The following is a 12,092-nucleotide window of genomic DNA, read 5'->3' as shown; positions in this document are numbered from 1 at the left end:
GCACCATGACCAACATCGATAGCGCCGTTACCATCCCGCCCGCCAAATATTCTATTGCGCACCTGAAGCATCAGCCCCGGCGCCATTATGGTCGTTGGCTTGCAGCCGCGCTGATCATTCTGGCGCTGGCCCTGATCGTCAAAGCTTTTGCGCAGGGGCAGATTGCCTGGCCGGTCGTCGCTCAGTTCTTTACTGCGCCGGCGATCCTTGCGGGTCTGTGGAACACCATTCTGATGACCATCTGCGCCATGGCTCTTGGCCTTGTGCTCGGCGTCATCTTCGCCATCATGATCATGTCCCCCAATCCGGTACTGAAATATGTGGCCGTGTTTTACATCTGGTTTTTTCGCGGCACGCCGCTGCTGTTGCAATTGCTGCTCTGGTTCAATCTTGCCCTGATCTTTCCCACACTCGGTATTCCAGGCTTGTTCGAAATGCGCACTGTTGACTTCATGACACCGTTCATGGCGACACTGCTGGGCCTTGGCATCAATCAGGGTGCCTATACCGCTGAAGTGGTTCGTGGTGGCATCCTTTCGGTCGACAACGGCCAGATTGAAGCGGCAAAGGTTATCGGCATGACACGGCTCACAATGTTGCGCCGTATCATCCTGCCGCAAGCCATGCGCGTCATCATCCCGCCGGTTGGCAACGAAGTCATCAGCATGGTCAAGCTGACCTCGGTTGCCAGCGTCATCCAGTATGCCGAAATCATCCGCAACGCGCAGACTGTCTACTATGCCAACAACCGGGTGATGGAACTGCTCATCGTCTCGGCCATCTGGTATCTCGCCGTTGTGACCGTTCTGTCCATTGGTCAGCACCTGCTCGAAAAGCATTATTCGAAGAGTCAGGGCCGGCGAACCGGTAAGCGCACAGCGCCCGCCGCAGCGGAAGGAGCATGAGCATGTCAGCCATGGTCGTAGCGGTAGACGTCAACAAATACTTCGGACCGTTCCAGGCGTTGCAGAACGTATCACTCGAAATCAATCACGGTGAAGTTCTTTGTATTATCGGGCCGTCCGGCTCAGGGAAGAGCACGCTCCTGCGTTGTGTCAACCAGCTTGAACGTATCGACTCCGGTGCTATCTGGATCGATGACGAACTCGTCGGTTTCCGCCAGGACGGCAACAAGCTCTATGAGCTCACCGATGCGGAGATTTCGCGGCAGCGCCTGGCAAGCGGCATGGTGTTCCAGAAATTCAACCTCTTCGCCCATATGACGGTGTTGGAAAACATCATCGAAGGGCCGGTTATTGTCCAGAAACGCGCAAAGAGCAGCGTCATCCCGGAAGCGATGGCGTTGCTCGAGCGGGTTGGCCTTGCCGACAAGAAGGATGCCTATCCAAGCGAACTTTCGGGGGGGCAGCAGCAACGCATTGCCATTGCCCGGGCACTTGCCATGAAACCCAAACTGATGCTGTTCGACGAGCCCACGTCGGCGCTCGATCCGGAACTGGTCAGCGAAGTACTGAATGTCATGCGCGACCTTGCCACCAGCGGCATGACCATGATCGTGGTCACGCACGAGCTCGGTTTCGCCCGGGAGGTGGCACACCGTGTCGTGTTCATGGATCGCGGCAAGATCGTCGAGACCGGAACACCGCATGACATCCTCACCAGTCCGAAAGAAAAGCGTACGCAAGACTTCATTGCTGCCGTCTTGTCCTGAACCCTTAAAATCAACAGGCCGGGAAAACCGGTCAGAGAGGAACCAAAAATGAAAAATATCACCCGGCTTGCCATTTTCGGCGGCGCACTGGTTTTCAGCTTTTCCGCCATTGCGCAGGAACTTCCGGCCCGCATCAAGGATGCCGGTAAACTTGTTATCGCAACCATGCCGAACTATCCGCCCATCACCTATAAGGACCCTGCCACGAACGAATTGCAGGGTTTTGATATCGAGCTTGGCGAAGCTATCGGCAAGGAACTTGGTCTGAAAGTCGAGTGGCAGGAAATCGCTTTTGCCCAGATGCTGCCGTCCCTGCAAACAGGCCGCGTCGATCTGGCAATGGCGGGTATGAGCGACAAGAAGGCCCGTCAGGAGACGGCGGACTTTGTTGATTATATGAAGTCGGGCGCGCAGTTCTACACGTCCAAGGCTCTGGCAGGCGAAATCAAGTCAGTGGACGACCTTTGCGGCAAGTCGGTGGGAGCCAGTCGTTCGACAGACTGGCCCGCCCAGATCACGGCCTGGAGTGAAGAAAACTGCGTTGCAAAGGGTAAGCCTGCGATCACAGTCATGGGAACGGAAGGGTCTGCCGACGCGCGCACGCAGATCAAGAGCGGGCGCCTGCAGGCCGCCGCGCAAGGCAATGAAACGCTTCCCTATAACCAGAAGCTGGAACCTGACACTTACGTTACCCTCGGCGACGCTTTCAGCCAGTCCCTGGGCGGTATTCCGGTCTTGAAAAGCGAAACGCAATTGCGCGATGCCGTCAAAGTCGCGCTTGAAAAACTGCAGGCCAATGGTACCTATGATGCACTTTTGGAAAAATATGGTCTGAAGGCCAACAAGCTGGCGCCTGTGACGATCAATGCGGGCGAGTAAAGCGTAAGGCTGACATAACGAATGAAGGCGGTTCTGGTGTTCCAGGGCCGTCTTTGTATGAAAAGGAATGCAGGATTGATCAAAGTCAGTTTGTCCAATCCGTCGGATCATCTGCAGCTTGCAGCTCTGTTCGAGGAGATGCAGGCGCATTACGGCGCGCCTTGTCCGCCACGCGAAGAAATATTGCGTGGATTGCGCGACATGCCGGATGGCACGGAGATTCTTGTTGCCGGTACCGACGAGATCATGGGTTTTGCAGCATTCTCGTCCGTCTATCCCGGCCCGTCATTGCAGTCTGGCCTATTTCTGAAGGAACTCTTCGTTTCCAAGAAATATCGCAGCAGCGGCGCAGGGACATATCTGATTCAGGCTCTGGCGCGACTGGCGCTGGAACGTGGTTACAAGCGTGTTGACTGGACTGCCGACCGCAACAACCCGCAACTGCTTGCCTACTACAATGGCTTCGGCGCGACGCCCAAACCTGAAAAGCTGTTTTATCGGCTGGATGGCGATGCCTTGGCTGCCACCGCTGATGGTGACGGCAGGGAAAAAGCCTGAGCCCTGCTCACTGATTTTTCGGACGCACCAGCCAGGTGTAGGCGGCGCCAAATGCCATCAGCACACAGGTTGCCAGAAACACGGCGCGCATGCCGAAATGCCCGCCGATGAATCCGCCCGCCAGCGGGCCGACCACCTGGCCCGCATATTGCGAAGAGGTGGCATAGCCGAGAATACCACCGGCCACGCGATCAGGTACATTGTGCCGGATCACGCTGGTGATGCAGGGCAAAAGCCCGCCAAGCGCCAGCCCCATCAGGAAACGCAGTACGATCAGCTGCCAGCCCTCCGTGACAAAAGCCTGAGGTATCAACAGAAGAGCCGATACTGCCAGAGCCGCAATGATCACATTCCAATGACCGATGCGGTCGGCCAGCTTGCCCAGCCGCGACGCGGACAGAATGCTGCCGAGTGCTGCCGCCGACATGACGACTCCGGAGACAATCGTCACCTTGCTGGCGTCACTGACAAGCTGCGCCACATAGACGGTGATAATAGGTTCGATCGACATATTGGCCAGCATCAGCAGCAGGCCCGTGGCCAGCATGGCGATGATGGGGCGCTTGTCGGGAATTGCCGACCAGCCACCCTCGATCTTGGTGCCTTTGATCTTTGGCGGCCGGCGTTCTTCCTTGATGAAAAGACTTGTCGCGATGAACGTGAGGAAAATCACGCCTCCCGCCAGCCAGAATGTCTGGCGAATACCGATCAGGGGCGGCAATCCGCCACCAATCAGCGGGCCAACAAGATTGCCTGCCATAATACCTGATGACAATGTGCCGAGTGCCCAGCCTGTGCGCGCTTTTGGTGTCTGGGTCGCGACCAGCACGGTGGAGCCGGATGCATAGCCGCCGAGCAGTCCAGCGACGAGACGCAAGGCAACAAGTTGCCATACATCCGTCGCCATGCCGATCAATGACATAGCCACAGCCATACCAAGACTGGCGCGAATGAGCATCAGCTTGCGGCCATAGAGATCGGCAAGGCGGCCCCAAAGCGGTGCCACCAGTGCGGCGGTGAAAAAGGTCGCGCCATAGGCAACGCCTGACCACTGTACGATTGCTGCGTGTTCTTTCACGCCCAGTTGTTCGACATAAAGTGGCAGAAAAGGCAGAAGCAGCGTCATGGCTACGATCGTTGTGAACGATCCGATGAGGCACACGACAAGATTCTGGCGCCAATAACGTGATTCAATCTCGGGCCCGGCAGCCATGACCGGTGAGGGCGCGTCGGGCATAGTTGTGCTGCCCGTACCATCGTGTTGATCAGTTGTATTCATGGGAATATATTTTCGCGGCAGGGAAGCTGCCGTGCCTCTCACTCTTTCGAGCACCGAACTGGATCTCACTGTTTCACCAGACCCGGCCAATAGCAATCACTCAACCGGTTTGAAGTGGCAACAAGTCGCAATCCGCGGGAGTTCAACGAAGTGATCCATGACAACAATCCTATCGTATCTAACGACGGTAAAACCGGACAATAGACTCTGCCTGCAGGAGGTCTATCCTGACGGTCGGTTGTCCCAGCAGATGCAAGGAGACGGCATGATGAAAGCATTTCCAACGGGTGTGATTTTCAGTCTGTTCCTGTTGATGGTCGTACCGGGCGCCGGAATGGCCGATGAGCCGCTCGATACGGGGCAGTCGATCATCAAGCAGCAGATTGCTGCGTTTCTGAGCGACGATGCAGCGGCGGCCTATTCTTTCGCCTCTCCGGCAATCCAGGGCAAGTTCGTTAATCAGGATGTGTTTTTCGACATGGTCAAGCGCGCTTATCAGCCCGTCTACCGGCCGGGCAATTTCGCCTTCGGCCGCAGCAAGGTATCGGATGGCGAGATCATGCAGGAAGTGGTGATCCGGGGTCCTGACGGCAAGGACTGGACGGCCCTGTATCAATTGACGAAACAGCCCGACGGCAGCTGGAAGATCAATGCAGTCCGGATGATGCAGGCAGCACCGGGTCCTGAAATCTGAACGGTTGGCAGATCATTCGCCAGCAAGTTGTTCAATGGTGAATATGCCGTTGGTCTGCGGTTCGGCAACGTAGTTATCATCCGGTGTTTCAAAGGTGATGCGTGTTTTGCGTGTCGCATCAACAAGCTCGATAGTCCAGTTTTCCTTCAGGCGCCAGGCAGTAATATCTCCCATGACAGGAAAAGCCTTGACACAAGCGGGATCTATATCGAGCTGCGACCCGCCAATCGTTTCTTCCCGTTTCAATATTACCTTGCAGAGCTTGTCGCCAGCCTCGTCGCGGATCTGCCACGGGCCAAAAAAGCTCTCGAGCAGATCGGGATCGACGGAATCCATGTCCATCGGTTTCAGATCATCAGCCAGGGCAACCGTTACCGGCAGGATGGCCATAAGAAAGAGAGAGGCAACCGTGTTTCGCATGGTGATCTGACCTGTCACAGCTTGCAGTAGGACGGGGAATCTACCCGCAATTCCTCCCCCGGCAAACGGCTAATGCACGATCAGTCGAAATGGTCGCGGCTCGCTATTCCGTTCGGGCTACAGACCGGGCAATAAACCATTGTGCTGCATAGTAGGTTGTAAGTACCCAGAGTGGTCCAAGCGGGATGGCGAAACGAAATTTCCCGTAAGCCAGTAACGTATCGCTGGCGAGGAACAGAATGCCGCCGATTGCTGCCAGTCTGGCAGGGCCGGTTGCGAGCTGCTGTGCCCGGCTTATGGCCTGCGCTCCCATCAAGGCCAGAACGGCGGCATAGACCGTCACGGGAATCCTGAGTTCGGGTGGCAGGCTCGACCACAATCCCCAGACAATGCCAAGGGCCAACACGGCGCAAGCCACGAAGGTCACGGGCACCGCAACGATGCGCACATTGCTGGTAAGTGCGATGAGATAAGCGCAGTGAGTGATCAGAAAACAGATTAGCCCCGCGACGAACAGATCCTGCGGTACCATCAGGAAAATATCGCCGAACAGGGAAAAGACGAGGCCAGCGGCAATCGCCCATTGATAGCGCTTTGAAATGGGATTGGCTGTTTGTACGGCCATTAACAGGAGAAGTGCCGTCGCCAGCGGTTTGCTGATGTAGTGCATCCAGCGCCAGTCAGCACCCGACAGGGCACTGACGATCGCTGCAACCGCTGCGATGAGAAAAACGGCACGGAGCGTGGGCGAGACGTTTGGTCCAGCTCTGGTTGTCATGCAGTTCCGTTTCCTCTCTGTTCAAATTCCGGGAAGACCGGCCTTTCCCGCTTCGTCAGGGTTAAGCCTGACATAATCAGCCTTCAGATCCGCCGAGGTTTTCCGGCTGCCGTCATGACTCCAGCCCGGTGGTGCCACCAGATAAAGCAGCCGCTGCCGCAACGTCAGATTGGGCGCAAATGCATCCCTGAGCATGCTGATCCATTCGTGGAATGCCACGCGCAGCGGATTGAACGTGCCTATGTTCTTGACGATGCCGTAGCGCGGCATGTCCGCATCGAGCTCTTCGACGAATGTTCCGAACATGCGGTCCCAGATAATCAACGTTCCGGCATAATTCGCGTCGAGGTAACGCGGATTGGTCGCGTGGTGAACCCGGTGGTGCGACGGCGTGTTGAAGATGAATTCGAACGGCCGCCACATCTTGCCGATCGCTTCCGTGTGGATCCAGAACTGGTAGACAAGGTTGAAGCCGTAGACGAAGGCGATGACCGCCGGATGAAATCCCAGCAACACCATCGGCACCTGCAGCACGAACATACCGGTGATCTGCCCGGTCCATGATTGGCGCAGGGCCGTTGACAGATTGTAGTGCTGGCTGGAGTGGTGGTTGACGTGCTCGGCCCAGACCCAGCGCACGCGATGGGCGATGCGATGATAGCAATAGTAGCGTAAGTCATCGAAAATGAAGGCGATGATGAACACCCACCAGTGCAGCCCAAGATCAAAGAAGCGGAACTGCCAGACCCACATCAGGGCGGTGATCGACACAAAACCCAGAAGCAAACCGGCCGCGACGTTGCCCGTGCCCATCAGAAGGCTGGTGAGAGTGTCTCGGGTCTCGAAGTCGCCCTTGCGTTGCCAGTAACGGATCGCCACGAGTTCGATCAGGATGGCGATGATGTAGAACGGCACTGCCAGTTTCGTGACGTCAAAGAACATGGGTTCGTTCATTGCTGTTCTCTCCTGCAGCAACCGGGGCAGACGCGAGCCAGTCCAGTACTGTTATCCTGTCTGTTTCGTTGGCAAAGGAAAAGGCCGGGTGTGGCCATGTGATGTCATGCAATCGCAACATCAGATCTGCCGGCCCGGTTGCCATTGCCGACAGGATATCATGTTGTGACAGATGCCGTGTCAGGAACTTGCTGCCCACGCCGTGAACGACGCCAGTGCGGTTGTCAGGGAGTGGAAAGAATGCGGTGCGCCGGTCCAGCGTATAAACAATCGGGCCGATCCGGGTTTCCGGGTAATCCTGCAGGAAGAGCAATGTGGTCTGTGTATCGTCGTTGAGCAGGGGACGTTTGCTGCCGCCGGCCAGATGCACGGCGAAAACACCAACGGAAATACCGACAACGATCATGCCGATCAGTGCTGGCAAACCAAGCAATACGCACCTCCCCCGGCACCCCTGACCCGTGCGGCTTGTCAGCCGAATCGATCGCTTCTGCAGTTCTCCCGGCCGCAGCTTTTCACAGAGCGGAGTAATTCTCAATCCGGCAGTCCGGGCCTGCCTACGGCATGAGCTGGCCGCCATTCACCTCAATGGTTTGTCCGATCAGATAACCGGAGAGGGCGGCTGACGCCAGAAAGAGGTACGTACCGACGCAATCTTCCGCGGTGCCGAGCCTCCCCTGAGGAACAGTTGCCAGCATGGCATCAAGTTGGGCCTGCGTCGAATATCGTTCATGGAATGGCGTGGCGATCACCCCCGGTGCAACTGCGTTGACACGGATGCCGAAAGGGATCAGCTCCTTTGCCATGCCCCTTGTCACATTGGAGACAAAAGCCTTCGAGGAACCATAGAGCCCCGCCCCGTTGCCGGCGCCGTTACGCGCAGCAATCGATGTGGTGTTGATGATGAAACCACCGCGCACTTTCAGGTGGGGAATGGCTGCCGTTGAGGCGGACAGCACCGAACGCGCATTGAGGTCCATCACGGCGTCATAATGATGATCGGTCATTTCCTGATAGGAAACACGGGCAACCATGCCGCCGGCATTGTTGATGAGCCCATCCAGTCGGCCGAACGCCGCAGCGGTCTCCTCCACCACGCGTGCCATCTCCCCGGAGTGCGATGCGTCCCCCTTCACCAGTTCGACCTTGCCGCCCGCCTTGCGGATCTCTTTGGCCAACTGTTCTGCCGCATCCACGCTGGAGTTGTAATGAAGGCCAACGGCAGCACCCTGTGAGGCAAAAGCCCGGGCAAGTGCTGCGCCGATGCCGGTTGATGCGCCGGTGATCAGTACGGCTTTCCCGGCGATATCGGAAATTGTAACGGATGGGGTGGACATGGGTTTCTCCCTGGTGGCGAAATATCAAATACGTGAAGATATCGGGATATCGCCGATGGACCTGAGCGGCGGCGTGAATGGAGGTGCACGAGATGAGCCTATATTGCGCGCGCCGGTTCTTCCATACGCGAGCGATCAAAAATCCGTTGGCATGACCGGTTTTCTCTGGGTGTAATTTTCTCAAAGATGCAACACGAGCAGAATTCTGTATTTTCTACTTTGCTCGACGTAAACTGTCTTGACAATAAAGAGCAAAGGAAAAGAATATATTTCCATGTAGGGGTGAGGAAGTGGGGTCGCATGGGAGACGATTCGAAATTTAGTCCAATTATAGTCTGTGGGTGTAAGAGAAGCGGTACGACTGCGCTCGTTCGAATACTCAACGAAAATGGAATCACTATTTCAAACGAGTGGGCTTTATTTGCATGGAGTGCTTGGAAGAACGAATATTCACTGTCTGATTGGCTTCATGATAAGCACATGCAAGTTGAAGCCAACGAGTGGCTCCAGCACTGGAATCACAGAATGAACCTGAAAGGCAATGAAGCCGAGCGGGGTTTTCCAGCTGCGCTCCATTCCATTTATGGCAGCAAGCCGCGCTGGAGATGGGGCGATAAATGGTCGGATTACGTGTTCCATGTAAAGGAAATCAAAGAGCATTTTCCCAATGCCAAAATCATTTACATCTATCGGGACGGACGTGACGTTGTAGCGAGCATGCTGCGCAAGGGGATGGCGGACGATCTGAACCATGGCTTCGAGCAATGGGTCAATGCCATAGAGGCGTGGAAATCCTGGGAGACAGAGGTTGATCATCTCGCTATCAAGCAGGAAGATCTGTTGCAATATCCTGCCGAGGTTTCTGCTTACATCGCCCACTATTGCGGGATTCGCCTGACGGGCACCGATCATGCCCGCCACGTGTTGCTCGGGTCGGATGATGTGTCGAAGCATGATTACGTATCTGAAAATCGATTTGCGCATACCCGTTCATACGGCGCGCTTTTTTCTGACGACGATGTTCCCACCCATGCAAGAAGCCTGCTGACCTCTCTCGGCTATGCCTGATTGCGGAGCGCAATCCCGCACGCGATAAAATTCGTCCGATGATGACTGTTGGTCGAATCCCTATATTGTTTTTTGCGAGCAACGAAAGCCGGCAATCTGAAAGGTTTGTCCTCTCTGCCATCGTGCAGAGCCAGCTCTGATCGCGGATTAGCTGGAGTGACCGCGCGTTCAGAGTTCTCCCTTGCTCGCCTTGACAAGATTGTCCCTCAGCCTTGCGATCGCCTTTTGCAGAATAGGAAACTCCTCGGGTGTGAGGCCTGAAGCCTTGACCGTGATCTCGCCGAAGCCAAAGCCTTTCTCACGCAGGCTGCGTCCGGCATCCGTCAGGGAAATGCGCACATTGCGTTCATCTTCACTGTCTCTTGTCCGTGTGAGATATCCCATGGCCTCAAGCCGTTTCAGCATGGGAGTCATGGTACTCGATTCTAGAAACAGCTTTTCGCTGAGCCCTTTGACGGTTTGCTGGTCCTCTTCCCACAAGCTGATGATTGTTATGTATTGCGGGTACGTAAGACCGAGCGCATCAAGGACAGGCTTGTAGACCCGGGAATAGGCAAGGTTGGCGGAATAAATTGAAAAGCACATAAAGTCCGCCAGTTTTGCCGTCTTGCTGCGCACGGGGGTCTTTTCAGTCATCGGTATCTCCGGGAATAAAAATTATGATGCGAATAATTATCATCGTGTATAAGGCAGCCGAAGCATCAGCACAATTATTATAGTATTGATTGTTGCAATAATTAAATGAAGGCGCGTTTGTACTTTGGGAGAGATATTCGGTGGGGAGCTCGTCAGTAGCGGCAGCCGGGCCGGAGCTGACAAAGGCATTGGAGTATAACAGGGGGAGGTGACTCTCTGCTGTTCATCAGCCCACCATCATGTTCGATGGGTGGGCACCGGCATTCAATGCGCTCGCCTCTGGTTGGTGTCAGTGAGGTTTGACAAAGTGGATTGCTACCATAAATCAATCTTCAGCTCGATCCGAAACTTGCTGTCGTCCTGAAATGCAGCGGGTTTCAATGGGAAACTTAGTTTTGGAGGCGCCGCTGGTTTGGTATCAGGGAGCCATGAAGCCGTGATCTTGACACGCTTGGAGGCCTGATATCCGATGTCCAGTTGGCGGGTCGTCTCATCGCCACTCCGCTTCCAATTACCCGTTGCCGAGAATTTATCCTTGGCCGCGGATATTTTTAATGCGTGGCTCGTAGCATGGAACTTGTTGTCAAAAGCCGAACTTGCCGTCGCCGTCACGATACCTTGGGTAGTGGTGACATCCAACGTGCTGCTGCTGGGTTTAAAGTTCTTATCGAGCACCAAACTCCCGTTGGCTGTTATGGCTGGGTCTGCAAGGCTCGCTTTGAAGTCGAAAATGATGTTCTTTTTTGAAAGATCGGCATAAACACCAACGCTCGGATTAGTGTCGTTCGTCTTAAAACCGATGGCGGATTTGCTTTTTGCATCCAATATTATCGGATTGTCCGAATTGGGCATATATTTTCCCAGCAGGTTTTGCTGGGGCAAGGTTGGTGCCATAGGCTTGCCTGAGGGATCAAAGACTCCCATTGCCGTGCAACACCGCCCTCCGATTCGACAGTTAACCGCGAAGAGCAGGCATCCGTCACGGGTAATCCCTGCAATACTATAGTGCTGTGTATTCTTGAGGCTGTATTTCCCGCAGCACGAGAGGGAGTCGTCGATGACCGCATCCAGCGAGCGACCGTTGAAAACGACGCCTAATGGCTGCCCACCCTCAAAAAGCGGTGCACTTGAAAGTGGTATGGGATGGAAATCATCGTCATCAGCTCTTGTTGATTTGGGGCCCAGGGGCTGAGTGCGTGGTGCTAATCCCATGTCTTACCTGCCAATTACGAGTCGTTTGATGGACGGCGAAATTCTGCATGGTGAGTACCAGCAGCAAATGAAGTCTCATCACGAGTTTACAATGATGGTGTGGTATTTCAATGCATCAATGGTGGCCGAAGTCTGCTTTTACCGCCAATGAATATTCATCGGCCAGTGCTTTTATTGGTTGGTGCCAACAAAACCCGAGGATGCAATGGTCAACAGTGCGACACCGAATTTGCCATCAAGCGATTTTGAAAAGACGGCGCGATTTTATGCGGATCTGGGCTTTTCAGAAGATTATCGCGGTGACGACTGGATGATTTTGGAGCGCGACGGAGTTGTGCTGGAATTCTTCAGCTACCCGGGTGTTGACCCCCTGAGCAGCAGCTTCAGTTGCTGCCTTCGGCTCGATGATGTTGACGGCTTCTATGGCGTTTGCAAAGCGGCTGGTATCCCTGAAGCTGTGATGGGACAGCCCCGCCTGCATCCGCTCGAGAACGAGGATTGGGGTCGAATGGGGGCACTGATCGATCCGGATGGAACATTGCTTCGGCTGATAGGAAACCAGTAGTCGGCATGCCAATGTGTCACTGGCCGGAAATATGGTCTGC

At 55.1% G+C, this 12,092-nt stretch carries 16 protein-coding genes; 8 read left to right on the top strand and 8 right to left on the bottom strand.

Going from position 1 to position 12,092, the window contains the following annotated elements:
- Positions 1–5 precede the first annotated feature (5 nt).
- From FHW16_RS06425 to FHW16_RS06410, 4 genes are all read left to right on the top strand, one after another.
- On the top strand, positions 6–905 hold the full coding sequence (locus FHW16_RS06425; RefSeq protein ID WP_182548271.1) for an amino acid ABC transporter permease: 900 nt from the start codon (positions 6–8) through the stop codon (positions 903–905).
- Between the two features lie 2 nt (positions 906–907).
- Positions 908–1,672: an amino acid ABC transporter ATP-binding protein gene (locus FHW16_RS06420; protein ID WP_182548270.1), complete on the top strand. Its 765-nt coding sequence runs from the start codon at positions 908–910 to the stop codon at positions 1,670–1,672.
- 48 nt (positions 1,673–1,720) lie between these two features.
- A complete protein-coding gene (locus tag FHW16_RS06415) occupies positions 1,721–2,551 on the top strand; it encodes an ABC transporter substrate-binding protein (protein ID WP_182548269.1) in 831 nt (276 codons plus the stop codon).
- Between the two features lie 75 nt (positions 2,552–2,626).
- Complete coding sequence (locus tag FHW16_RS06410; RefSeq protein WP_348643858.1) at positions 2,627–3,109, top strand: GNAT family N-acetyltransferase; 483 nt, start codon at positions 2,627–2,629, stop codon at positions 3,107–3,109.
- A gap of 7 nt (positions 3,110–3,116) precedes the next feature.
- On the opposite strand, the gene FHW16_RS06405 is transcribed toward FHW16_RS06410, so the two are convergent.
- Complete coding sequence (locus FHW16_RS06405) at positions 3,117–4,346, bottom strand: multidrug efflux MFS transporter (protein WP_246711681.1); 1,230 nt, start codon at positions 4,344–4,346, stop codon at positions 3,117–3,119.
- A gap of 307 nt (positions 4,347–4,653) precedes the next feature.
- Here FHW16_RS06405 and FHW16_RS06400 point away from each other — a divergent pair, with 307 nt between their 5' ends.
- Positions 4,654–5,082, top strand: coding sequence for a DUF4864 domain-containing protein (locus FHW16_RS06400; RefSeq protein ID WP_432651994.1), 429 nt, complete (start codon positions 4,654–4,656; stop codon positions 5,080–5,082).
- 12 nt (positions 5,083–5,094) lie between these two features.
- Here the strand turns inward: FHW16_RS06400 and FHW16_RS06395 are convergent, their stop codons facing one another.
- From FHW16_RS06395 to FHW16_RS06375, 5 genes are all read right to left on the bottom strand, one after another.
- A complete protein-coding gene (locus FHW16_RS06395) occupies positions 5,095–5,502 on the bottom strand; it encodes an AprI/Inh family metalloprotease inhibitor (protein WP_182548267.1) in 408 nt (135 codons plus the stop codon).
- 103 nt (positions 5,503–5,605) lie between these two features.
- Complete coding sequence (locus FHW16_RS06390; RefSeq protein WP_182548266.1) at positions 5,606–6,280, bottom strand: lysoplasmalogenase; 675 nt, start codon at positions 6,278–6,280, stop codon at positions 5,606–5,608.
- Between the two features lie 21 nt (positions 6,281–6,301).
- A complete protein-coding gene (locus FHW16_RS06385) occupies positions 6,302–7,234 on the bottom strand; it encodes a sterol desaturase family protein (RefSeq protein WP_182548265.1) in 933 nt (310 codons plus the stop codon).
- The gene (locus FHW16_RS06380) at positions 7,212–7,667 is read right to left on the bottom strand and encodes a hypothetical protein (RefSeq protein WP_182548264.1); all 456 of its coding nucleotides are present in this window, start codon (positions 7,665–7,667) and stop codon (positions 7,212–7,214) included. The genes FHW16_RS06385 and FHW16_RS06380 overlap by 23 nt, the downstream gene beginning before the upstream one ends.
- Positions 7,668–7,791: 124 nt before the next feature.
- Positions 7,792–8,571: an SDR family NAD(P)-dependent oxidoreductase gene (locus FHW16_RS06375; RefSeq protein WP_182548263.1), complete on the bottom strand. Its 780-nt coding sequence runs from the start codon at positions 8,569–8,571 to the stop codon at positions 7,792–7,794.
- Here FHW16_RS06375 and FHW16_RS06370 point away from each other — a divergent pair.
- Both FHW16_RS06370 and FHW16_RS06365 read left to right on the top strand, forming a co-directional pair.
- Positions 8,570–8,746, top strand: a complete 177-nt coding sequence (locus tag FHW16_RS06370; RefSeq protein ID WP_182548262.1) for a hypothetical protein — start codon at positions 8,570–8,572, stop codon at positions 8,744–8,746. The genes FHW16_RS06375 and FHW16_RS06370 overlap by 2 nt on opposite strands.
- A gap of 11 nt (positions 8,747–8,757) precedes the next feature.
- The gene (locus FHW16_RS06365; protein WP_348643857.1) at positions 8,758–9,639 is read left to right on the top strand and encodes a sulfotransferase family protein; all 882 of its coding nucleotides are present in this window, start codon (positions 8,758–8,760) and stop codon (positions 9,637–9,639) included.
- A gap of 168 nt (positions 9,640–9,807) precedes the next feature.
- Here FHW16_RS06365 and FHW16_RS06360 read toward each other — a convergent pair whose 3' ends face one another.
- Entirely contained in the window at positions 9,808–10,275 is a 468-nt protein-coding gene (locus FHW16_RS06360; RefSeq protein WP_182548260.1) for a MarR family winged helix-turn-helix transcriptional regulator, read from the bottom strand.
- Positions 10,276–10,590: 315 nt separating this feature from the next.
- Positions 10,591–11,487, bottom strand: a complete 897-nt coding sequence (locus FHW16_RS06355; protein WP_182548259.1) for a hypothetical protein — start codon at positions 11,485–11,487, stop codon at positions 10,591–10,593.
- A 205-nt stretch (positions 11,488–11,692) separates the two neighbouring features.
- On the opposite strand from FHW16_RS06355, the gene FHW16_RS06350 reads away from it, so the two are divergent.
- Complete coding sequence (locus FHW16_RS06350; protein WP_182548258.1) at positions 11,693–12,052, top strand: bleomycin resistance protein; 360 nt, start codon at positions 11,693–11,695, stop codon at positions 12,050–12,052.
- The last annotated feature ends 40 nt before the right edge of the window (positions 12,053–12,092 follow it).

The sequence above is a fragment of the Phyllobacterium myrsinacearum genome (genome assembly GCF_014138285.1).
Classification (GTDB): domain Bacteria; phylum Pseudomonadota; class Alphaproteobacteria; order Rhizobiales; family Rhizobiaceae; genus Phyllobacterium; species Phyllobacterium myrsinacearum_A.
The sequence above is the reverse complement of the archived record's forward strand: the minus strand, read 5'-3'. Positions and strand labels throughout refer to the sequence as shown.

What these genes read in the sequence shown, in the direction of transcription:
- FHW16_RS06355 (WP_182548259.1), bottom strand. Translation starts at nt 11,487, where the DNA reads ATGGGATTAGCACCACGCACTCAGCCCCTGGGCCCCAAATCAACAAGA.
- FHW16_RS06365 (WP_348643857.1), top strand. Translation starts at nt 8,758, where the DNA reads ATGCAACACGAGCAGAATTCTGTATTTTCTACTTTGCTCGACGTAAAC.
- FHW16_RS06405 (WP_246711681.1), bottom strand. Translation starts at nt 4,346, where the DNA reads ATGCCCGACGCGCCCTCACCGGTCATGGCTGCCGGGCCCGAGATTGAA.
- FHW16_RS06415 (WP_182548269.1), top strand. Translation starts at nt 1,721, where the DNA reads ATGAAAAATATCACCCGGCTTGCCATTTTCGGCGGCGCACTGGTTTTC.
- FHW16_RS06360 (WP_182548260.1), bottom strand. Translation starts at nt 10,275, where the DNA reads ATGACTGAAAAGACCCCCGTGCGCAGCAAGACGGCAAAACTGGCGGAC.
- FHW16_RS06370 (WP_182548262.1), top strand. Translation starts at nt 8,570, where the DNA reads ATGGGTTTCTCCCTGGTGGCGAAATATCAAATACGTGAAGATATCGGG.
- FHW16_RS06400 (WP_432651994.1), top strand. Translation starts at nt 4,654, where the DNA reads ATGATGAAAGCATTTCCAACGGGTGTGATTTTCAGTCTGTTCCTGTTG.
- FHW16_RS06385 (WP_182548265.1), bottom strand. Translation starts at nt 7,234, where the DNA reads ATGAACGAACCCATGTTCTTTGACGTCACGAAACTGGCAGTGCCGTTC.
- FHW16_RS06395 (WP_182548267.1), bottom strand. Translation starts at nt 5,502, where the DNA reads ATGCGAAACACGGTTGCCTCTCTCTTTCTTATGGCCATCCTGCCGGTA.
- FHW16_RS06350 (WP_182548258.1), top strand. Translation starts at nt 11,693, where the DNA reads ATGGTCAACAGTGCGACACCGAATTTGCCATCAAGCGATTTTGAAAAG.
- FHW16_RS06375 (WP_182548263.1), bottom strand. Translation starts at nt 8,571, where the DNA reads ATGTCCACCCCATCCGTTACAATTTCCGATATCGCCGGGAAAGCCGTA.
- FHW16_RS06420 (WP_182548270.1), top strand. Translation starts at nt 908, where the DNA reads ATGTCAGCCATGGTCGTAGCGGTAGACGTCAACAAATACTTCGGACCG.
- FHW16_RS06425 (WP_182548271.1), top strand. Translation starts at nt 6, where the DNA reads ATGACCAACATCGATAGCGCCGTTACCATCCCGCCCGCCAAATATTCT.
- FHW16_RS06390 (WP_182548266.1), bottom strand. Translation starts at nt 6,280, where the DNA reads ATGACAACCAGAGCTGGACCAAACGTCTCGCCCACGCTCCGTGCCGTT.